Genomic DNA, 19,750 nt, shown 5'->3' on the forward strand with positions numbered 1-19,750 from the left:
CTTGCATGTGTTAAGCACGCCGCCAGCGTTCGTCCTGAGCCAGGATCAAACTCTCCATCAAGGCCCAACGACAACCCAAACCCCCACAAGGGCCCAGGCCGCCAAACCTCAGAGAAAATCCCAGCAATGCAGCCCCTCGAAAAAGGGGTCGCTTTGCCTCAAAGAAATCCCCACCACAACCCCCCACAAAAAGGGGTCATGGCCACGGGGAGACCAGACACAAAGTGCCTGGCCTATAAAGGCACTGGCTTTTAACACGCTGTTGAGTTCTCAAGAAACGGACACCCACCGTTGAGATTCGCTTTCGCGTTTCCTGTTCGGAGGCGACTCTTTTACTTTATCAGATCCGTCCGGCTTGTCAATTTCCGGTCTTTTCTGATCCACCGTTCCCTGATCCGCTTTCGCGGCCCTTTCCCGGCGGGTGTTGCTATTTCATCAGATCCGGCCGAGTTGTCAAAATCAGCCATTCCGACCCACCGCGATGCGGAGGGCATGGAAAACCACACCCTCATGATCATTCGATGGCTTCCCTGCGGAACGGCCGCCGCGCAGGCGTCACGCTTCCCTCCAGGGACAAGGGGAGAATCTATGCGGTCCGCGCCCGTACGTCAAATCGCGGCCAGCCTCCGTCCAAATCGCGGCCGGCCTCCCGACACGCACTGCGCCGACAACCTGAGTTGCCAGTTCTGGGAACCGCCAGGTGAAATGACCTCATGGAGAACTCCAAAGCGATCGCCAACGCCCTGGCCGAGGTCGGGCCGCGCCTCAAGCGACTCCGAATCGAGCGCGGTGTCACCCTCACCTCGCTCGCGGAGGTGACGGGCATCTCCAAGAGCACACTGTCGCGGCTGGAGTCCGGGCAGCGCCGGCCCAGCCTGGAGTTGCTGCTCCCGATCGCACAGGCCCACCAGGTGCCGCTGGACGAGCTCGTCGGCGCCCCCGAGGTGGGTGACCCGCGCATCCGTCTCACCCCTCGCCAGGCGAACGGCCGGACCATCGTCCCGCTGACGCGGCAGCCGGGAGGCGTGCAGGCATTCAAGATGGTGATCCCGAACGAGCAGTGCGAACCTGACCCGCGCGTGCACGAGGGCTACGAATGGATGTACGTGTTGTCCGGCCGCCTGCGACTCATCCTCGCCGACCACGACATCGTCATGCGGGCGGGCGAGGTCGCGGAGTTCGACACACGCCTTCCGCACTGGTTCGGCAGCACCGGTGAAGGTCCGGTCGAAGTCCTCAGCCTCTTCGGCCCCCAGGGGGAACGCATCCACGTACGCGCACAACCAAAGAGCCGATCGACGGGGTCCGGCGACGCCTGAGCGTGGCTCTGCCAGTTACAAGTACCCGATGGCCGTTGGGACATCTCGGTTCAACGTTGACGCTGAGCCGAGTTCGCCCACTCTCTCTCACGGCTCTCCTTGGCACTCGGAGTGCCACGCACCATCCCGTCTGCTGGTCACCTGGCGGCCCACGTCGTCGGCCCCGTTCTTCCCTCCCAACTGGATCCGGGTAAGCACGTTTTGCCCGGATCAGACCCAGATGATGATCGAGGCCGACCGCTGAGACGCTTCGGTCAAGCGATCCACGTGGCAAGGCGTGGCAGCCGGATTCGTCGAGCCAGGTTGGAACGACGGACTGGGCGTTGACCGATCCTGCGCTATCTCGAAGCTCCTTCGCCGCTGTACGGGACCGGGCAAGCACACCGCCGTGTGCTCAGGCGCCCCATGCATCCGTGCATCTCTCACTAATAGGGCCTGTCTCAAAATGAGGTCAGGAGCCAGTCGTGATGACGGCGATGTGGAGGGCGGCCTCGTAGCGGACGGCGAGCTTGTCATACTGGTGGCCACGGCACGGTGGCGTTTGAGCCGGTTGATGGCGCACTCCACGACGTGCCGCCGCTGGTAATCCAGAGGGCAGAACGCGGGCGGCCGTCCACCATGGCGGCCCTGGTTCTTACAGTGGCGGAGCTGGTCGGCCCTGGGCGGGATCGTGCAGCCGATGCCGCGTCCTCGCAGGTAGACTCGGTTGGCGCGGTGTGCGGGACCCGCTGGTCAGGCGCCAGCCTCGTCGCTGGCCTGGCGTGCGTCATGCGAGACCTGCGCAGACTGGGTGCCACGTGGTGCCGGTCATGCATGGTTGGCGCGGTTGGACGGTGCGGCGTTGCGTTGTGGCCGACTGGCCCGCGGCTACAGCCTGGACGCACTGGCGGAGCGAGTCGGTGGTGGTCTGACCCGCTTCGGCTGGCGCTGCCGGCGGCTTGGCTGATCACGCGAAGGCCGATCTCTTACACCACTCCGCTGGACGTGACCGAGGCGTAGCGCTTGCCCAGATCACAGCGGCTCAAGGGGCGCGAGGCGTTGTCGGAACTTCGTCGAACGGCTTGCGTTCTGACTGGGAGTTGCAGCAGCGCATGGCAACGTTCGGCAGCGCCTGACACAGCGGTCAACGCGTGGCTGGAAGAATGGATCTTGTCTAGAGCGCGGTACAGCGCGGCGCTCACCTGCAGGGAGAACATGCACGTGCCCGACGAGTCCGAAGCACCGGCCACCGACAGAGATCGCCTAGGTCTGCATGCCGACTGCGCCAACTGCTTCGGGCTGTGCTGTGTCGCACTGCCCTTCGCCGCTTCAGCCGACTTCGCGATCGACAAGGACGCCGGGCGGCCATGCCCCAACCTGCAGTCCGACTTCCGCTGCGGCATCCACGCAAACCTGCGGGAGCGAGGATTTCCCGGTTGTACCGTCTTCGACTGCCACGGCGCAGGCCAGAAGGTCTCCCAGATCACCTTCTCTGGACAGGATTGGCGGCGCTCACCCCTTGTCGCACGGCAGATGTTCGAGGTGTTCCCGCTCATGCGGCAGCTCCACGAGTTGCTCTGGTACATGACCGAGGCGCTGGCCCTACCGGCGGCCAGCCCCATCGCCGACGAACTCCGCCAGGCCCTCGACCGGACCGAGCAGCTCACCCACCGCGACGCCGAGACCATCGCCCAGCTCGACATCACTTCGCTCCGCCACGACGTCAACGCCCTTCTTCTCCACGCCAGCGAACTGGTTCGCGCCGAGATCCCCGGCAGCAAGAAGAACCACCGAGGAGCCGACCTCATCGGCGCAAAGCTCCAAGGCGCCGACCTCAGGGGTGCCAACCTTCGCGGGGCCTACCTCATCGCCGCCGACCTCACCAACGCCGACCTGAGAACAGCCGACCTGATCGGCGCGGATCTCCGAGACGCACGACTCGACGGAGCAGACCTCACCGGAAGCATCTTTCTCACCCAACCCCAGCTCAACGCCGCCAAGGGCGACACCGCCACCAAGCTCTCCACCACACTCACCCGTCCCGCTCACTGGTGACCACGACCGGGGATGGGTGTGGCTCGAATTCGGTGACTGTCGATCAAGCAGTGAGTGCGTACTCCTCCTGGTGGCGGGCTTGGTGAACGCGGTGTTCCGGCCAGGCCCCACCTCGCGCCGGTGATCTCCAACCGATCGGCCGGCCCTTGTCCAAGGCCTGGTCGTAGTGCAGGAACTCGCGGTGGCGAGACAGGTGGCGGGCGGCGGTCTCCAGCCCGGACCGCCGGTCGCAGGGAAGGGCTGCGGCCCGGGCGTTCATGTCGTCAATGACCTGGTCGGTGTTGCCGGCCAGCAGGCCAGCGCCCAGATGGCCGCTTGTTGTTCGGCGTCCGGATCGTCGGCGGTGTGCAAGCAGCGTGCACCACGCCAGCAATATTCCAGTGCGTTGATCGGATCACAGACGATATGGATCCTCACGCCGCGGCGGGCAGCCTCGGCACGCAGCAGATCGATCGGTGCGGGTAGCCGCCTTGATCACTTGGCTAGCCGGGGCGATGACCGAACCATGGACCCATTCTGGGCACGATCAGTGCTCTGCGCGCCGGGGAGAGTGCCACTGGGTATCCAGCTGGCTGAGGTGGACGAACAGCCCAGGGGGTTGCCGGGGCCGTGGTGGAAGTCGTTGGCCCCACCCCACCACGCACGGGGAGCCGCAGCCTCACGTCGGCAACTCATCCTGTAGTCGGCCTCTGCCGCTCCGTACGGCGCGCATTGCGTAGATCCCCGCAAGTTAGCGCTCGTCGCTTCCGGCCCGCTTGCGCCACCGCATCACCGCATGACTACGCCCCCGCATCGTCACCGCCCGCCGGGACCAACCACGCAACCGCGGCACCCGGGTGTTCACGGCGCTGCATCGCCCCCGCCAGCATCACGCAGTCTCACCACCAGCCTCCCTGCGGCCTCACCATCAGTCAGGCCCCCCTGCGGCTCTCCAGCAACGCCTCTCACGAGAAGAGCACCACCGACCGCGGACCAGAAGCTGACAACGCAATTGCACTCGCCTGCCCCTCCAACACACCACTAACGCCGAAATCACGATCTCGGAATCGAGCGCGAAGTCGGAGGTGATCACGGTGTGTCCGGTCCCATGACAGCTCCCATCCCGTACACGATCACCGCTTCGGGCCATGCACCCTGCCCGACCAGGTCACTGCCGACGGCGCCTCCCTGAGCCACCACACGAACGGCTGCCACTGGGGTGCCACTGACCGCTACCTGTTCGGGTACGGCAGCATCAGCGGCGGCCGGGAGTGGTCCCTAAGGCTGAATGAAGGTGGAGGGCTCGATCTCAGCAGGCCTGCTGCCAGGCACAACCCCCTGTTCGACTTCGAGCTGTGACGATCACTAACCTGGGAGTGTCATAGCACGCTGTCGCCGCTTGACCAGGGGAGGCCCATGCCGCAGATCACCGTCGAGTACTCCGCTCAGCTGGCTGAGAGATTCGACCGGCGGGCGTTCGCGCTGGCGCTGCACGCGGAGGCGTCCGCACTGATCGACAGCACGCTGAGTAGCTTCAAGACGCGCTTCCACCGCCTCGACGAGGTCGTCATCGGGGCGGGTGCGGAGACCGATGCGATGGTCCATGTCGACCTGGCGATCTTGCCCGGCCGGAGCCCGGAGACCAAGCAGAAGCTGGGACAGACCGCCCTCGACCTCTTGGTGGATCATCTCGGCGACGCCGGCGGGCTTTCCACACAGGCAACGGTCAAAGTACGCGACCTCGAAGGCGGCCACTACCACAAACACGTCCTCCAATGAGGACTTCTCGTGGCCACAGGCGGCCTGTTCAGAGGGTTACGAGAACCAATACACCGGGAGCAACGTCAACATCACTGACGCACTCCCATGCTTCGGAGGTTCACTGCACATGAGCTACAAGACTCCCGGCTACGGCGACTACCCCTCCACTCCGTCGGGACCCCCTCCACCCAACCACCTCGTTTGGGCGATTCTCACCACCCTCTTCTGCTGTCTGCCGGCGGGTATCGCATCGATCGTCTTCTCCACGCAGGTCAACTCCAAGTGGCAGGCCGGCGACTACGCGGGCGCGCAGAAGGCGTCCAACAACGCCAAGACCTGGGCCATCGTCTCCGCGGTCGCCGGGCTGATCTTCGGCCTCATCTACGCGGTGATCCTCGTGGCTGCGTCGAGCAACAGCTGACGGCAGGGGGATAATCCAACTCATGTCGTACGTGCGTCGGCCCGCCTCTTCCCTGAGAGGCGGGCCGGTGTCCAGGTTGGCGAGGCCGATGGGCGTCCTCGTGGCCGCCACCGCCGTCGTCTCATATCTCGCCGTCGTCGACCCGAACGAGAGCGGCCACTATCCGACGTGCCCGTTCCTGGCGCTGACGGGTTACCAGTGTCCGGGCTGCGGTTCGCTCCGCACCATCCACGCTCTGGCGCACGGAAACCTCGGCGAAGCCTTCGGGCTGAACATCTTCGCCGTCGCGATGATCCCCGTGCTGGCCTTCTTCTGGATCCGCTGGACCATCGCCAGCGCCCGCGGCCGCCCGGTACGGACCACACTCGCGGATCCGCGGCTGCTCTGGGGGTTCCTGGCCCTCGTCCTGCTGTTCTGGCTGGTACGCAATCTCCCGTTCGGCTCCTTCCTCGCCGCCTGATCAGGCAGGGTCCGAGTAGGAGGCGGGCCGCTTCTCGAAGTAGGCGCGGACGGCTTCGGCCTGGTTGGGCGAGCCGCGCAGGGCGCCCAGCTCGCGGGACTCTTCGAGGTACTGGCCAGCCAGGTCGCGGTCGGCGGCGCGGTTGAGGAGCCGCTTGGCGGCGCGGACGGCATCCGGGCTGTTGGCTGCGATCTCGCGCGCGAGGTCGGTGGCGGCCTGCCGAGGGTCATCGGCGGTACGGGTCGCGAGGCCGAGCCGGACGGCTTCCTCGCCCAAGACCATACGGCCCGTGAACGTCAGTTCCTTGGCGACGTCCTCCCCGACGAGCCGGATGAGAGCGGCGGTGCCGGTCATGTCGGGGACCAGGCCCCAGCGGATCTCCAGCACCGACAGCTGGGCGCTGGGCGCGACGATGCGGATGTCGGCGCCAAGGGCGATCTGGAGGCCGCCGCCGAGAGCATGGCCGGTGACCGCCGCGATGACGGGTTGGGGTAGCTCGCGCCAGGCGTGTGCCGCCTGCTGGCCAAGGTTGGTGATGCGGCCCGGCTCGCGTTCGGTGATGTCGGTCAGCAGGCGCTTGAAGCGTCCGCCACCCTGCTCGTCGCCGTCGTGCTCGTCGCCGTCCGACCGGGTGTCGGCCATCGCGGCGAAGTTGGCGAAGTCGAGCCCCGCGCAGAACGAGCGCCCTTCTCCAGACAGCACGACCGCGCGGACCGAGGAGTCGGCGGCGATCCGGTCCCCGGCTTCGACGAGCGCTTCGATCGTGGCCATGTCGAGGGCGTTGAGCTTGTCCGGGCGGTTCAGCCGTACGTCGGCAACGCCCTCGTCGACGGCAACGGTCACGCGGTCGGTCATGTCGGGGCCTGCCTCTCCGTCGCGGCTGTCCCGTTCACGATCTCACGGCGTCCGTACATCAACCGGCGCAGCACCACCTCGGCCGGCCCGCGGCGGCCGGCGCGTTCCAGGGCGTACGCCGCGGCCACGGTGACCAGCCAGACGCCGACGGCGAAGAGCGCCATGGTGGCGCTGCTCATGTGGGCGCCCAGCCCGAGCCCCCACGCGGCCAGGATCGGCGAGAAGAGCAGCGAGTGGCCGAGATACGTGGAGAGCGAGCGTTTGCCGACGGCAGCGACCGCCACCACGGGACGGCTCTGGCGTGTCCGGGCCGACATCCGGTGTGCGATGAGCCCGAAGCAGGCCACGTAACCGATGCCGCACGGGATGCCGGTCACCTCCCGCAACTGGGAGAGCACTCCCGTCTCGCTGACGGCGGCACCTGGGACGTCCACCGCTCCGACATGTGCGAGCGCGGCGGGGAGCGCCCCCAGCCAACCAATCGTGATGCCCATGACTGCGGTCCACCGCAGCAGCCGGAGGTGACGCCCGGGCTCTTCGAGGATCCGCCGCCTCGCTGCCCAGAAGCCGAGCAGGAACTGCGGCAGGATGACCGAGACGAGCCCGCCTGCGACAGTCACGAACAGGCCGGTCTCAAGACGGGTGCGTGCCGCGATGAACGGGTTGTCCTCGCCGGAGGCGTAGGCCTCGGTGGAGGGAGGAGTGTCCGTGCTGCCGTAGGCCCCGATGTCGCCCGTGGCCGCCGCCCAAAGCGCGGGACCTGCGAGCAGCAGCGTCAACGCTCCGAAGACCAGGCCCCACACGAGCAGGGTCCGGTCCGCGCGCCGGATGAACAACCAGCCGAGCACGAGGCCGGCGACCCCGTACGCGCCCAGGATGTCACCGGCCATCAGTAGCGTCGCGTGCAGGAGGCCGAAGACGATCAGCCAGAGGCTGCGCCTGCGGAGAATGCTCACCGCGGCGCGTTCCCCGGTGCCTGCGGCCCGCTGCCGCAGGTAGAGCTGCATCATCCCGTAGCCGAAGAGGAACGCGAACAACGGATAAACGCGCAGATCGAGCGTCACGATCATCAGGAACTGCACGGCGCGGTCGACCGGAGACCCCTCGACCGGATGCCAGCCGGACGCCCCATGCCGCGCCGCGTACAGGTAGAAGGCCGTGTTGGACAGGACGATCAGCAGCAACATGAGGCCACGCGCCAGGTCGGGAGCCAACGCCCGCTCCCCCGCCCGCACCGCCCCACGCGCGACCCCCCTCCGGCCCAGCGCCACGCCGGGCCCGCCTCCCTCCGCCCGCCCGAGTCCCCCCGCCTGCCCGCGCCCCTCCGCCTGCCCGTCAACCGTCCACCCGTCCACCACCGACCGGCCGCCTACCACCGACTGCCCATCTGCCACCACCAGGTCGCCTGCCACCGACTGGCCGAGTTCGTCCGCCGGGCAGTCTCCTACCGGCTGGCCGTGTTCTTCGGCTTGTTCGTGTCCTTCTGAACGTGCGGTTCCGTGCATTCCCCTGACGCTAGAAATCGCCTTGCAGCAGGGCATCGTCCCTATGGCTACGGACCGTCAACCTAAGTCGAGCGTTCGTAGCGACTACCAGCCGGTGCGGCGGTGTAGCCACATCAGGGCGATCTCCCCTTGGGCTCGCTGGAACGCCCGCTGGGTGGGCAGCCCTGAAGGAGCAGGCTGGCGGCCAAACCACACGAAATAGCCCGCAAACGCCGCGAGAACGGCCGTCACCGCCGCGTCGCCGGCGCGGCCTGCGGCCGGGTGGGCATCGAAGACCTGCTCGGGTGGCGGGCCGCCTTGCAGCCGGACGCTCGGCAGCATCCCCAGCAGGTCGAACCAAGGCGCCGTGCTGCCCAAGGGTCCAGGCCGGAGGCGTCTTCGCCACCGGCCAGGGCGCGCCAGCCGCGGAAGGCTCCCGCGAAGCGTTCACATGCCGACGGCACCTCGATGGGAGACGGCGTCATCACCTCGGCGAGATCAGTGAGGGCGTCAAGAACGCGGCGCAGCTCGTCCGGATCCCACGGTTGCCGCGGCATATGGCCGTCGATGCCCTCAAGAGAAGCGCCACCCAGCCGTTCTGGTCGAACGAGGTCAGAAAGGACGGCACGGGCGCGGACGTGGGTATCGCGGCAGCCACTCGGCCTCGGCCCGATGCAAGCGGGGGGGTGTCCGCGTTCAGTTCCTCCCCGGCCGCCTTGACGAACACCCGGCGCCCGTCGTCCAGAAGGAGACGCGCACGCCGGCCGCAGGGGGCGGCGAAACCGGATTCCGTCCCGTCAGGGCATGATCCCGACGCCGCCGTCACGCGGCAAGCGCCCTCAAGGCAGGGTCGGCCGGAATTGCAGGGTCTCCCGGAATTCCGCCGGTCGTCCTGCCAGGCCGCGCCGCCCGGCCGAGATGTTGCCTGAGGCCGGGATAGGTCAACGACCAGCGGGGAGGGAAGACGCGAGGAACATCGAGCGGAGAGGACGGCCCGGAACATGGCCGAGTTTCTGAGTGACGTGACCACGTTGCGCGAGCGCGCCCGCGCGGAGATCGACAAGGGTCCCGTGACCGAGGCGTACGACGCGGACGTCCAGCGGGTCATCCAGGTGTGCAACGAGGCCCTCGCCACCGAACTGGTGTGCGTGCTGCGCTACAAGCGTCATGCCTACACCGCGACCGGCATCTACTCCGAGAGCGTGGTGGCCGAGTTCCAGGAGCACGCCGCCGACGAGTACGAGCACGTCGACAAGCTGGCGCACCGGATCACGCAGCTCGGCGGGGAGCCCGACTTCAACCCCGAGATCCTGGCCGGCCGTTCGCACACCCACTACGACGCCAGCCTCGACCTGGTCGAAATGATCAAGGAGGACCTGATCGCCGAACGTGTCGCGATCACGTCCTATACCGAGATCATCCAGTGGCTGGGCAACGGCGACCCCACCACCCGCCGCGTGTTCGAGGACCTGCTGGCCGACGAGGAGGACCACGCGGACGACCTGCGCAGCCTGCTCGAGCGGCTGCCCAAGGACCTCACGTCGTCCTGAAGGCCGGGCCCGCGAATGCGCTTCGACAGCGGCCGTCCTGCACAGGGGCGATCCGGCCGGCCGTTCAGCGCACGGGTCAGAACGGGACCGTACGCGCGCACCGCCGCGCTCACTTCAGCGCCGCCCCAGCGGGTCGGCACCGAGGTCATCGATCGGCTGAACGGCGTGCACGAGGCCGTCCCCTCGTGGAATCTCCTGAGTGGAATCTCCTGATCCGCCTGCACGTCACTCATAGGACTCATGGGGAAGCCCCCGCCTGACCCGACGTCCCTAGGGCTGGGTGTCCACCAAGAGTGTCTGCAGGCCTCGGCCGAAGGAGCCTGAGGTGTCGGCGAGCGTCGATTCGGCCAGGGCGCTTCCGCCCGGCGAGGCGTGAAGCCGGGCGCTCATGAAGAGCCATTCTCCGATGGGGTCCCGGTGCAGTGCGACGGTCAGATCGGTGTTGATGACCAGCCATTTCGCGAAGTCGATCTGGCTGCCGACGCCCGAGGCGCTGTCGGCGAGAACGAGCGTGCGCACCAGGGGCGAGTCGGCCTCACCCGCGACGAGCGGGATCTTCGCGCGTGCCCAGACTTCACCCGGCCCCGGCTGCGAGAAGGAGCCCCGCACGAAGCGCCACTCCATCGAGGACAGATAGCCGTCCAGATGCATGCCGGCCCATCCTTCGAACGCCGCCGACGAGAGCGAGTCGGGCGGGGGCAGGGGCGGGGGCACCGGCGCGTTCTCGATCGGCTCGAGACCCTCCGGCGCGGCCGTGATCCGCCACGCGGTGGCGCGGGCGACGGTCCGCCCCTCGTGAGCCAGCTCGCCTTCGAGGAGGGCGACCCGCTTCCCGGGCCGTACGACGCGCGTCGTGACCCGCAGCGGGGCGACCGGGACCGGCGCGAGGATCTCGACGGTCACCCGTCCCACCCGGCCGCCGCCCGGCCCGGGGCCGTGGCGTTCGAATGCGCGCCCGAGCAGCGCCGACACCGGACCGGCGTGCTGGAATTCCGGCGCCCATGGACCCGCGGTCGCCGAACTGCCGGCGAACCGGTCGTCTCCGAGCGGCTCGTAGAACGCCGCGGCGGGCGGCTCCCCGGTCGCCATCCGACTCCCCTTCCGACGGACCAGAATAATGTTCTAGGCAATCGTAGAACACGTGTCCAGACGCAGCCGGGGACTCAGTTCTCAACAGGTATTTGATCGTTAATTGTCACTCGGATCTATTGTCACCTCCTGCGCATCATGACCAGACTCACCTGTCAGCCGCGTGGTCGCCCGGGCTGCGCACCGTTGCGAGGTGACAGATGACAGCCCTGGTCCACCGCCGTTCGTCCACTCGCCGGCGCCGCTCGTTGGCAACCGGAACGATCGCCGCGACCGTCCTGGGCATCGGCGTCGTCAGCACCGGCCCGGCGCAGGCCGCCCCCAAGCCGCGGCCTGCGGCGGACGGCGCGCGGATCACCAAGACCGCCCGGATCGCGGCGCGCACGTTCGACATCACCATCCAGTCGCCCGCGCTCGGCAGGTCGGTGAAGACCCGCATCCTGGTCCCGGCGGGCTGGAAGCAGAACGCCACCCGCACCTGGCCCGTGCTGTACGCCTACCACGGCGGCCAGGACAACTACACGTCCTGGACCAAGAACACCGACATCGAGTCCTGGGCCGCCGCTTACGGCGTCATCGTCGTCATGCCCGAGGCGTCCAACGGCTCGTACGCCAACTGGTACAACTACGGCAAGGGGGGATCCCCCAGGTGGGACACGTTCCACACCCAGGAGGTCCGCCAGCTCATCGAGCGCAACTACCGGGGCGGCGGCGCGCGGGCGGCGATCGGCAACTCCTCGGGCGGGCAGGGCGCGATCAGCTACGCCGGGCGCCACCCGGGACTCTTCCGGTACGCGGCGTCGCTCAGCGGCGTCCTGTCGATGCGTACGCCGGGCATGCAGGCGATGCTGATGTTCACGAACGCGGGCAACGGGCAGGATCCGTTCGCCATCTGGGGCATCCCGTTCGCCGATGACGCCAACTGGGCGTCATACGACCCGCACGCGCTCGCCGCGAAGCTGCGGGGCACGGGGATCTTCTTCTCGTCCGGCACGACGGGCAGGCCCGGCCCAGGTGACCCCAACGTCGCGCCCTGGGACATCGGCCTGCTGAGCGAGATCGCGGTGGGCGCGAGCAACAACGAGTTCCGCAAGCGGCTCGACGCGGTCGGCGTGCCCTACACCGCGCACATCTACGGCAACGGCCGGCACAACTGGCCCGCGTGGATCCGCGAGGCGAAGTTCATCTGGCCGACCCTGATGAAGTCCCTCGGAGCCGGCAAGAGGGCCTGACCACCGGACCCACCGCCAAACCACCCGCCCCACCGCCTGACCACGGATGCCGGGCGGCGGCATTCCGCGCTCAAATGTATTTGATAAATGCATAAGCGAGCGCTGACACAATGCGCTGACGGGAATATTCGGGACAACCCTCCGCCGTTCCCGAAAGGCCCCCGCATTGGGTCGACGCATCACCCTCACCGCGCTGGTGGGGGCGTTCATCCTGCTCTTCTCCCTCGGCCACACCATCCGTACCTCCGGACCGGTGATGGCAACTTCCGGAGCGACCGTCGTCGACGAGACAATGGTCGCCCCGCGCACACTGGACCTGACCATCGAGTCGCCCGCGATGGGCGGCGAGGAGAAAGTGCGGCTGCTTCTGCCGCCCGGCTGGTCGCGCACCGCCTCGCGCACCTGGCCGACGTTCTGGCTGCTGCACGGCGGCGTCGACGGCTACACCGCCTGGACGCGCGACACCGACGTCGAGCAGCTCACCGCGACGTCCGACGTGCTGGTCGTCATGCCGAACGGCGGCCGCTGCGGCAACTACTCCGACTGGTGGAACCACGGGCAGGGCGGCCCGCCCCGCTGGGAGACGTTCCACATGACCGAGCTCCGGCAGATCCTGGAGCGCGGCTACCGGGCGGGCAGGGCCCGCGTGATCGCCGGCAACTCGATGGGCGGCCTCGGCACCATGCTGTACGCGGCGCGGTTCCCCGGCTCGTTCAGGGCGGCCGTGTCGTTCAGCGGTTACCTGCACACGCTGTACGGCCACCGTCCGGGCAACGACTCCACCGGCTGGGGACCGGCCTTCGCCTGCCCCGGCACCGACTGGCGGCGTGTCTGGGGCGATCCCGACGACCAGGCCGCGATCTGGCACGCCCACAACCCCTACGACCTCGCCGGCCGGCTCAGCGGCGTCCAGTTGCGGGTGACCAGCGGCAACGGGCGGCGCGGGCCCCTCGGCGGGTCGATCCTCACCGACCTGGTGGAGTCCGCGACGTACGACCACGCCCAGGCGTTCAGCGGGCGGCTCCGCAGCCTGGGCATCCCGGTGACGACGCGTTTCTACGACGGCCAGCACGACTGGCCCTACTGGCAGCGCGAACTTCACCTCGCCTATCCCTCACTGCTGGAGGCGCTCAACCGATAGCCGCCTCGCGTGTGATCTCCTGGTCACATGTATGACGCTGTGATCGTTGGCGGTGGCCACAACGGGCTCGTGGCGGCCGCGTACCTGGCTCGGGCGGGCCGCCGGGTGCTGGTCCTGGAACGCCTGGACCATCTCGGCGGCCTGGCCGTGTCCAAACGGGTGTTCCCGGGTGTGGACGCGCGGCTGTCCCGCTACTCGTACCTGGTCAGCCTGCTGCCGTCGCAGGTCGTCGGGGACCTGGGCCTGCGCGTGGAGCTGCGCCGCCGCCGGTTCGCCTCATACACCCCGCTCGGCGACGGCGGCCTGCTGGTCGACAACGACGATCCCGGACGCACCGCAGCCTCGTTCTCCGGCGTCACCGGCGGCGGCAAGGACTTCGAGGCGTGGCGGCGGTTCTATGAGCTGGCCGGGCACGTCGCCCGGCGCGTGGCGCCGACGCTGCTGGAGCCGCTGCGCGACCGTGACGGGCTGCGGCGGCTGGTCGACGACGAGGAGGCCTGGCGCGATCTGTTCGAGCGGCCGATCGGCGAGGTCGTGGCCGAACGGTTCGCGGACGACGTCGTCCGCGGGGTCGTGCTCACCGACTCGTTGATCGGCACGTTCGCCGATCCGGCGGATCCGGGGCTGCTCGCCAACCGGTGCCTGCTCTACCACGTCGTCGGCGACGGGACCGGCGACTGGAACGTGCCCGTCGGCGGCATGGGCGCGCTGACCGCGGACCTGGCCGGCACCGCCCGCGCCGCCGGGGCCGACCTGCGCACCGGCATGGAGGTCGTGGCGATCGACCCGTCCGGGGAGGTGACGTTCCGGGACGAGAACGGCGCGGAGCACGCCGTCAGCGCGAAGTGGATCCTGGCCAACGTGCCCCCGGCCGTCCTGGCCCGCCTCACGGGCGGATCTTCGGCACCGCCGGCCCCCGAGGGCTCGCAGCTGAAGATCAACATGGTGCTGTCACGCCTCCCCCGCCTCCGCGATGCCGCCGTCCGGCCTGACGAGGCGTTCGGCGGCACCTTCCACATCAACGAGGGGCGCGCACAGCTCGCGGTCGCACACGCCGAAGCCGCCGCGGGCCGCATCCCCGCCCTGCCGCCAGCCGAGGTGTACTGCCACTCGCTCACCGATCCTTCGATCCTCGGTCCGGAGCTGCGGTCGGCAGGGGCGCACACCCTCACGCTCTTCGGCCTGTACATGCCCGCCCGCCTGTTCCGTACCGATCCGGCGCGCGCGCGTGAAGAGGCCTTGCGTGCCACGCTCGGCTCGTTCAACGCCGTCCTCGCCGAGCCCATCGAGGACTGCCTGCTGCGCACACCGGACGGCGCGCCCTGCCTTGAGGTGAAGACGCCCGTCGACCTGGAGAACGAGGCCGGCCTGCCGGGCGGTCACATCTTCCACTGCGACCTGTCCTGGCCGTACGCCGAGGACCCGGCCGAGACCGGACGCTGGGGAGTCGAGACGGCGCATCCGCGGGTGCTGCTGTGCGGCGCGGGCGCGCGACGCGGAGGCGGCGTCAGCGGCATCCCGGGACACAACGCCGCCCGCGCCGTCCTCGAAACGGCCTAGCCGCACTCGGAAGGGCTCGAACATGCGCAAGTCAGACCGCTGGTCGTTCATCGCCTTGGCCATCGGCGTGGTTGTGATCTTGGGCGGCGTGCAGGTCTTCGCCATGCTCGACGACCCCCCGGAGCCGTCGCCGGCTCCCAAACTCGGGTTCTGCCCTGACGGCCCCGCCGGAGGGGCCCGGTCCGGCACCGGCTATGAAGAGGTGGCGGCGCCTTACCAGGGGAAGGGACCGCATCCGGTGGAACTGGTCCTGATGCAGGACGACGTTGAACGGATCGAGCTACCCCTCGATTGGAAGCCGGGCCCGGGTGACGGGCCGCCCAAGGTCCAGATAGTGGCCTGCGTGTACCAGGACGTGATCCGCTCCTCCGGGAAGAGGCGGACCTGCCTCTATTCGCGCGTGCCCGGCCATCTGCGGTACCCAACCCAGACCGATCCCTCCAATGCCATCAAGGTCTCGCTGTTGGAGGTCCGGTACGTCTTCCAGGTGTACGAGGCTAAGACCGCTAAGCCGCTCGGCCGGTTCGAGGTGGCAGGGGCGAAGAGCTGCCCCTTCCAATACAGGCTCAATTCCGGTGGCGTGATCGCACAGGAGCCCGACGAAGATGGCGTGCGCAAGGCCCTGCGCCCCTACGTCGAACGCACCCTCAGTCCCCAGCGCTCGCCCACCGGCAGCTGACAGCCCGCCGAGCCCGACCCTGTTCCGAGTCAGGCCTGATCGGCGGCCCGGCGGTGCTCGGAGGCGTGTTCGCCGACGCTGACGATGCCGGTCTCGTAGGCGACGATGACGGCCTGCACCCGATCGCGGAGTCCGAGTTTGCCGAGGATACGGGCGACATGGGTCTTGACGGTCGCCTCGGACAGCTGGAGGCGCCCGGCGAGTTCGCCGTTGCTCAGGCCCCGGGCCAGCAGGCCCAGGACTTCGAGCTCACGCGGGGTCAGGGCGGCGAGATCACGATGGATCGCGGAGGTGTCGGCGTCACGGTGCGCGAAGCGTTCCACCAGGCGGCGCGTGATGGCCGGAGCCAGGAGCGCGTCGCCGGCACGGACCATGCGGACGGCGGCGACGAGCTGTTCGGGCGTGACGTCCTTGAGCAGGAAGCCGCTGGCCCCGGCGGACAGCGCCGCGTAGACGTACCGGTCGAGGTCGAACGTGGTCAGGATGATCACGCGCGGTTCGTCCCGGGCGCCCGTCAGGATGCGCCGGGTCGCCTCCAGCCCGTCCAGCTCCGGCATCCGGATGTCCATCAGGACGACGTCGGGACGGGTGCGGCGGACCGCGTCGACGGCTTCGGCACCGTCGGTCGCCTCGGCCACCACGTCGATGCCGTCCGCCATCAGGATCATCCGGAATCCGGTGCGTACCAGCGTCTGGTCGTCGGCGACCACGACGCGCAGCGGATCGGTCACGCAGCCTCCACGGGGATCAGTGCCCTCACACGGTAGCCGCCGCCGAACCGCCGGCCGGTGTGCAGGGTCCCGCCGTAGACGCCCAGGCGCTCGCGCAGACCGAGCAGGCCGCGGCCGTTCCCCGTGGCCGCGGCCGTGCCCGGCGTGCCGCCGGTATCGGTGATCTCCACCCGCAGGTGGTCCGGGGCGTATTCGACGGTCACCTCAGCGGTCGCGCCGGACGCGTGCTTCACCGTGTTGGTGAGCGCCTCCTGCACCACGCGGTAGGCGGCGAGCTCGACTCCGGGCGGGACGGGACGCGCCTGCCCGATCACGGTCAGCTCGACCGGCAGCCCGCTGTCGCGCACCCGCCCGACCAGGGTCTCCAGGTGGTCGAGGCCCGGTTGGGGCGCCAGGCCGGGGCCGTCGGCGTCCATCGTGAGGAGCCCCATGACGTGCCGCAGTTCCGTCAGTGCCGCGCGGCCGCCCGATTCGACCGCGAGCAGCGCCTCGCCCGCCTGGCCGGTGTCCGTGGCCATGATCTTGCGGGCGGCACCGGCCTGGATGACCATCACGCTGACGTTGTGCGTCACGACGTCGTGCAGCTCGCGGGCGATCCTGGCGCGTTCGTGCTCCACCGCGCGGCGCAGCGCTTCGGCCTGCTCACGTTCCAGCGCGGCCAGCCGGGCACGGCCCTCGTCGGCCCGGAGTTTCCACGTGCGGAGCCCGTTGGCCGTCATGGCGAGCGGAACCAGGATCAGCAACGGCACGTAGTCGTTCGAAACGGTGAGGCTGGCGGCGCTCGCGGACGTGCCGACCAGCACGAACGCCACCGGCAGAGTCGCCAGCGTCAGGACCCGGTAGCGGCTGTACGCGGCGGCGCTGTAGACGGCGATCACGCAGGCGTAGAACGTGAGCTTCGGCAGGTCCTGCGGCGCGAACGCGGTCGCGCCCATCACGATCCACAACACCGCGAGCGGAAAGCGGCGGCGCCACGCGAGGGCCGCGGACGCGACGACCGCCACGGTCACCAACGTGATCGCGCTGTGCGTTCCGGCGGGAGGCACGGCCGCCATCACGCCGTGCGCGTCCGGGCCGCGGCCGTTCGCCTTGTCGATGGCGTATTCGACCGCGGCCGCAGTAAGGATCAGCGCCAGCACGGCGTCGCCCACCTGGCTCAGGCGGCCGGGCCGCCGCGGCGAGCCGGACGGCCGCGTCACGAGCCGCGCCGCCTCCCGCAACCGCTGCCCCGCAGTGCCCACGTTCATCATCGGATCATTCTCACCGCCACGCCGGATCACGGCATCCGTCGCGATGATCACTCCGGGGCCACGGGCTACATCGGCCGCCTACATCTCAAGGATGACGTCCGCCCGCCTCACCCCGGCGCGGTACCCGAAATGCCCCTGGCGGCCGACGTGCGCGCGGCGTCCGCGCCCCTAGCGTCCAGAGCGCCATAGCCGCAGGGCTGCCGATCCGCAGAGCTGCGAGACCAGGACCGAAGGGGACCGACCATGACCATGCCGGTGATCGAGCTGCGCGACGTGAGCCGCGCGTACGACGAAGGGCCGCCCGCGCTCCAGAGGGTGTCGCTGACCGTCCAGGCCGGCGAGGCCGTCGCGATCCTCGGGCCGTCCGGCAGCGGCAAGTCCACCCTGCTCAATCTGGTGGCGGGCCTGGACCGGCCGGACGCCGGAACCGTCACCGTGGACGGCGTGCGCGTCGACGGCCTCGGCGAGGCCGGAGCGGCGCGTTACCGGCGGTCCAAGATCGGCATGGTGTTCCAGTTCTTCAACCTGCTCGACGACCTGACCGTCGCCGACAACGTCGTCCTGCCCGCGCAGCTGGCCGGGACGGCACGCGGCGAGGCGCACCGCCGAGCGTCGGAACTGCTCGAAATCCTCGGCATCGGCCGCCACGCCGGCGCCTATCCCGGTCGCCTGTCCGGGGGTGAACGGCAGCGCGTCGCGGTGGCCCGGGCCCTGATGAACCGCCCACCCCTGCTGCTCGCCGACGAGCCGACCGGCGCGCTGGACACGGCCGCCGGCGAGGACGTCAGCCGGTTGCTGTCCGACCTGAACGCCGACGGCCAGACCATCGTCGTGGTCACCCACGACATCGGGCTGGCCAGGGCCTGCACGCGGCGCACGGTGCAGCTGGTCGACGGCCGGATCGCCGCCGACCTCGCGTCGGAGCCCGTCCGATGAGCGCGCTCGGCCGGGTGGTGCGCTCGGGCGTGGGGCGCCGCCGGGTGCAGACACTGGTGATCGGTCTGGCCACGATGATGGCGGTCGCCGCGTCCGTTCTGGGCGGTTCGCTGCTCGTGGCCTCCGGCGCCCCCTTCGACGCCGCCTTCTCCAAGCAGCACGGCGCACACCTGTCCGTGCAGTTCGACGCCGGCCAGACCACCACCGCGCGGCTGTCTGCCACCGCCCGCGCCCCCGGGGTCGCCGTGGCGTCCGGCCCGTTCCCGACGACCTCGATCACTCCGCGGGCGAGCAGCCTCCCCCTGCCCGGTGGAGGGCCTCCGGGGGCCGGCGGGGGCCGGCGTATGCCGGAGGCCCCGATGACCGTCGTCGGGCGTGCCGACCCCGGCGCCTCCGGGGGCGCCGGTGGGACCGTGGACCGGGTCACGATGACGGCGGGACGCTGGGCGACGCGTCCCGGCGAGATCGTGGTCTCCGCCGACTCCCCGTTCTCCCAGGTCATGGGCCTGCGACTGCAGCTTTCCGATCTGCCCGGCGGCCCTGTGCTGACCGTGGTCGGCGCGGCCCACTCGATCAGCCGCACCGCCGACGCCTGGGTGGCGCCCTCGCAGATCGCCGCGCTCGTACCCCCTGGCAGAGCCGGTGGCTTTCAGATGCTCTACCGCTTCACCTCGGCGGATACCTCCGCGCAGGTCACCGCCGGCCGCAGTGCGGTGACGGCAGGCCTGCCGGTGCGGGCGGTGGCAGGGACGCAGTCGTGGCTCGCCCTCAAGAAGACCGCTGAACGCGACATCGCGCTGTTCGTCCCCTTTCTCGTCGCGTTCGGCATCCTCGGGCTGGTCATGTCGGTGCTCATCGTCGGGAACGTGGTCGCGGGCACCGTCGGCGCAGGGCTGCGCCGGACCGGAATTCTCAAGGCCATCGGGTTCACACCCGCCCAAGTCGTACGTGCCCATGTGGGCCAGGCTCTGCTCCCGGCGGCGGCGGGGACGGCGCTCGGCGTCGTGGCGGGCAATCTGCTCGCCGTCCCGGTGCTGTCCGAGACCGAGGACGCCTACGGCACGACGTCCCTGACCGTCCAGCCCTGGGTGGACGCCACGGTGATCGCCGGAGTGCTCGGCGTGGTGACCGTGACCGCCTGGGCGAGCGCGTGGCGCGCCGGACGGCTGCGCACCGTCGACGCCATCGCCGTCGGGCGCACGCCGCGTCCGGGCCGTGGCCGCCGGGCGGCCGGCCTGGCCGCGCGGCTCCCGCTGCCGCGGCCGGTCG

At 69.5% G+C, this 19,750-nt stretch carries 19 protein-coding genes and 1 rRNA gene; 12 read left to right on the forward strand and 8 right to left on the reverse strand.

What is annotated here, in order from left to right:
• A 16S ribosomal RNA gene (locus F8566_RS49075) occupies positions 1 to 61 on the reverse strand; the annotation flags it as partial.
• A gap of 652 nt (positions 62 to 713) precedes the next feature.
• On the opposite strand from F8566_RS49075, the gene F8566_RS49080 reads away from it, so the two are divergent.
• Entirely contained in the window at positions 714 to 1,319 is a 606-nt protein-coding gene (locus tag F8566_RS49080; RefSeq protein ID WP_151571311.1) for a helix-turn-helix domain-containing protein, read from the forward strand.
• 1,194 nt (positions 1,320 to 2,513) lie between these two features.
• Entirely contained in the window at positions 2,514 to 3,353 is an 840-nt protein-coding gene (locus F8566_RS49090; protein WP_151571346.1) for a pentapeptide repeat-containing protein, read from the forward strand.
• 43 nt (positions 3,354 to 3,396) lie between these two features.
• On the opposite strand, the gene F8566_RS49095 is transcribed toward F8566_RS49090, so the two are convergent.
• Positions 3,397 to 3,612 (reverse strand): hypothetical protein, encoded by a 216-nt coding sequence (locus F8566_RS49095; protein ID WP_151571313.1) that lies wholly within the window; start codon positions 3,610 to 3,612, stop codon positions 3,397 to 3,399.
• Between the two features lie 1,136 nt (positions 3,613 to 4,748).
• On the opposite strand from F8566_RS49095, the gene F8566_RS49100 reads away from it, so the two are divergent.
• From F8566_RS49100 to F8566_RS49110, 3 genes are all read left to right on the forward strand, one after another.
• Complete coding sequence (locus F8566_RS49100; protein WP_151571315.1) at positions 4,749 to 5,111, forward strand: 5-carboxymethyl-2-hydroxymuconate Delta-isomerase; 363 nt, start codon at positions 4,749 to 4,751, stop codon at positions 5,109 to 5,111.
• A 109-nt stretch (positions 5,112 to 5,220) separates the two neighbouring features.
• The gene (locus F8566_RS49105; RefSeq protein ID WP_151571317.1) at positions 5,221 to 5,514 is read left to right on the forward strand and encodes a CD225/dispanin family protein; all 294 of its coding nucleotides are present in this window, start codon (positions 5,221 to 5,223) and stop codon (positions 5,512 to 5,514) included.
• A gap of 67 nt (positions 5,515 to 5,581) precedes the next feature.
• On the forward strand, positions 5,582 to 5,974 hold the full coding sequence (locus tag F8566_RS49110) for a DUF2752 domain-containing protein (RefSeq protein ID WP_225994232.1): 393 nt from the start codon (positions 5,582 to 5,584) through the stop codon (positions 5,972 to 5,974).
• Here F8566_RS49110 and F8566_RS49115 read toward each other — a convergent pair whose 3' ends face one another.
• From F8566_RS49115 to F8566_RS49125, 3 genes are all read right to left on the reverse strand, one after another.
• A complete protein-coding gene (locus F8566_RS49115; RefSeq protein ID WP_151571319.1) occupies positions 5,975 to 6,829 on the reverse strand; it encodes a crotonase/enoyl-CoA hydratase family protein in 855 nt (284 codons plus the stop codon).
• Positions 6,826 to 8,334: a DUF418 domain-containing protein gene (locus tag F8566_RS49120; RefSeq protein ID WP_151571321.1), complete on the reverse strand. Its 1,509-nt coding sequence runs from the start codon at positions 8,332 to 8,334 to the stop codon at positions 6,826 to 6,828. Before F8566_RS49120 ends, F8566_RS49115 begins: the two co-directional genes overlap by 4 nt.
• Before the next feature lie 84 nt (positions 8,335 to 8,418).
• Complete coding sequence (locus F8566_RS49125; protein ID WP_151571323.1) at positions 8,419 to 8,691, reverse strand: hypothetical protein; 273 nt, start codon at positions 8,689 to 8,691, stop codon at positions 8,419 to 8,421.
• Positions 8,692 to 9,314: 623 nt separating this feature from the next.
• On the opposite strand from F8566_RS49125, the gene F8566_RS49130 reads away from it, so the two are divergent.
• Positions 9,315 to 9,863: a ferritin-like domain-containing protein gene (locus F8566_RS49130; protein ID WP_151571325.1), complete on the forward strand. Its 549-nt coding sequence runs from the start codon at positions 9,315 to 9,317 to the stop codon at positions 9,861 to 9,863.
• Positions 9,864 to 10,133: 270 nt separating this feature from the next.
• Here the strand turns inward: F8566_RS49130 and F8566_RS49135 are convergent, their stop codons facing one another.
• Positions 10,134 to 10,952, reverse strand: coding sequence for a thioesterase family protein (locus tag F8566_RS49135; protein ID WP_151571327.1), 819 nt, complete (start codon positions 10,950 to 10,952; stop codon positions 10,134 to 10,136).
• Positions 10,953 to 11,152: 200 nt separating this feature from the next.
• On the opposite strand from F8566_RS49135, the gene F8566_RS49140 reads away from it, so the two are divergent.
• The 4 genes from F8566_RS49140 to F8566_RS49155 all read left to right on the forward strand — a co-directional run bounded on the left by F8566_RS49140 (position 11,153) and on the right by F8566_RS49155 (position 15,564).
• Positions 11,153 to 12,184, forward strand: a complete 1,032-nt coding sequence (locus F8566_RS49140) for an alpha/beta hydrolase (protein ID WP_151571329.1) — start codon at positions 11,153 to 11,155, stop codon at positions 12,182 to 12,184.
• Between the two features lie 166 nt (positions 12,185 to 12,350).
• A complete protein-coding gene (locus F8566_RS49145) occupies positions 12,351 to 13,325 on the forward strand; it encodes an alpha/beta hydrolase (protein WP_225994233.1) in 975 nt (324 codons plus the stop codon).
• 27 nt (positions 13,326 to 13,352) lie between these two features.
• On the forward strand, positions 13,353 to 14,885 hold the full coding sequence (locus tag F8566_RS49150) for a phytoene desaturase family protein (protein ID WP_151571332.1): 1,533 nt from the start codon (positions 13,353 to 13,355) through the stop codon (positions 14,883 to 14,885).
• Positions 14,886 to 14,907: 22 nt separating this feature from the next.
• Positions 14,908 to 15,564: a hypothetical protein gene (locus F8566_RS49155; protein ID WP_151571334.1), complete on the forward strand. Its 657-nt coding sequence runs from the start codon at positions 14,908 to 14,910 to the stop codon at positions 15,562 to 15,564.
• Positions 15,565 to 15,593: 29 nt separating this feature from the next.
• On the opposite strand, the gene F8566_RS49160 is transcribed toward F8566_RS49155, so the two are convergent.
• Entirely contained in the window at positions 15,594 to 16,295 is a 702-nt protein-coding gene (locus tag F8566_RS49160; RefSeq protein WP_151571336.1) for a response regulator, read from the reverse strand.
• On the reverse strand, positions 16,292 to 17,545 hold the full coding sequence (locus F8566_RS49165; protein ID WP_151571338.1) for a sensor histidine kinase: 1,254 nt from the start codon (positions 17,543 to 17,545) through the stop codon (positions 16,292 to 16,294). The genes F8566_RS49160 and F8566_RS49165 overlap by 4 nt, the downstream gene beginning before the upstream one ends.
• A gap of 243 nt (positions 17,546 to 17,788) precedes the next feature.
• Here F8566_RS49165 and F8566_RS49170 point away from each other — a divergent pair, with 243 nt between their 5' ends.
• The gene (locus F8566_RS49170; RefSeq protein WP_151571340.1) at positions 17,789 to 18,481 is read left to right on the forward strand and encodes an ABC transporter ATP-binding protein; all 693 of its coding nucleotides are present in this window, start codon (positions 17,789 to 17,791) and stop codon (positions 18,479 to 18,481) included.
• The coding region (locus F8566_RS49175; RefSeq protein WP_151571342.1) for an ABC transporter permease at positions 18,478 to 19,750 on the forward strand (1,273 nt) is incomplete at its 3' end. The genes F8566_RS49170 and F8566_RS49175, both read left to right, overlap by 4 nt.

The sequence above is a fragment of the Actinomadura rudentiformis genome (genome assembly GCF_008923185.1).
In the GTDB taxonomy this organism is placed as follows: domain Bacteria; phylum Actinomycetota; class Actinomycetes; order Streptosporangiales; family Streptosporangiaceae; genus Spirillospora; species Spirillospora rudentiformis.

Excerpts from the sequence above, each read along its gene's own strand:
- F8566_RS49170 (WP_151571340.1), top strand. The coding sequence starts at position 17,789 with ATGACCATGCCGGTGATCGAGCTGCGCGACGTGAGCCGCGCGTACGAC.
- F8566_RS49095 (WP_151571313.1), bottom strand. The coding sequence starts at position 3,612 with ATGAACGCCCGGGCCGCAGCCCTTCCCTGCGACCGGCGGTCCGGGCTG.
- F8566_RS49135 (WP_151571327.1), bottom strand. The coding sequence starts at position 10,952 with ATGGCGACCGGGGAGCCGCCCGCCGCGGCGTTCTACGAGCCGCTCGGA.
- F8566_RS49105 (WP_151571317.1), top strand. The coding sequence starts at position 5,221 with ATGAGCTACAAGACTCCCGGCTACGGCGACTACCCCTCCACTCCGTCG.
- F8566_RS49090 (WP_151571346.1), top strand. The coding sequence starts at position 2,514 with ATGCACGTGCCCGACGAGTCCGAAGCACCGGCCACCGACAGAGATCGC.
- F8566_RS49150 (WP_151571332.1), top strand. The coding sequence starts at position 13,353 with ATGTATGACGCTGTGATCGTTGGCGGTGGCCACAACGGGCTCGTGGCG.
- F8566_RS49115 (WP_151571319.1), bottom strand. The coding sequence starts at position 6,829 with ATGACCGACCGCGTGACCGTTGCCGTCGACGAGGGCGTTGCCGACGTA.
- F8566_RS49080 (WP_151571311.1), top strand. The coding sequence starts at position 714 with ATGGAGAACTCCAAAGCGATCGCCAACGCCCTGGCCGAGGTCGGGCCG.
- F8566_RS49155 (WP_151571334.1), top strand. The coding sequence starts at position 14,908 with ATGCGCAAGTCAGACCGCTGGTCGTTCATCGCCTTGGCCATCGGCGTG.
- F8566_RS49140 (WP_151571329.1), top strand. The coding sequence starts at position 11,153 with ATGACAGCCCTGGTCCACCGCCGTTCGTCCACTCGCCGGCGCCGCTCG.
- F8566_RS49165 (WP_151571338.1), bottom strand. The coding sequence starts at position 17,545 with ATGATGAACGTGGGCACTGCGGGGCAGCGGTTGCGGGAGGCGGCGCGG.
- F8566_RS49130 (WP_151571325.1), top strand. The coding sequence starts at position 9,315 with ATGGCCGAGTTTCTGAGTGACGTGACCACGTTGCGCGAGCGCGCCCGC.
- F8566_RS49100 (WP_151571315.1), top strand. The coding sequence starts at position 4,749 with ATGCCGCAGATCACCGTCGAGTACTCCGCTCAGCTGGCTGAGAGATTC.
- F8566_RS49120 (WP_151571321.1), bottom strand. The coding sequence starts at position 8,334 with ATGCACGGAACCGCACGTTCAGAAGGACACGAACAAGCCGAAGAACAC.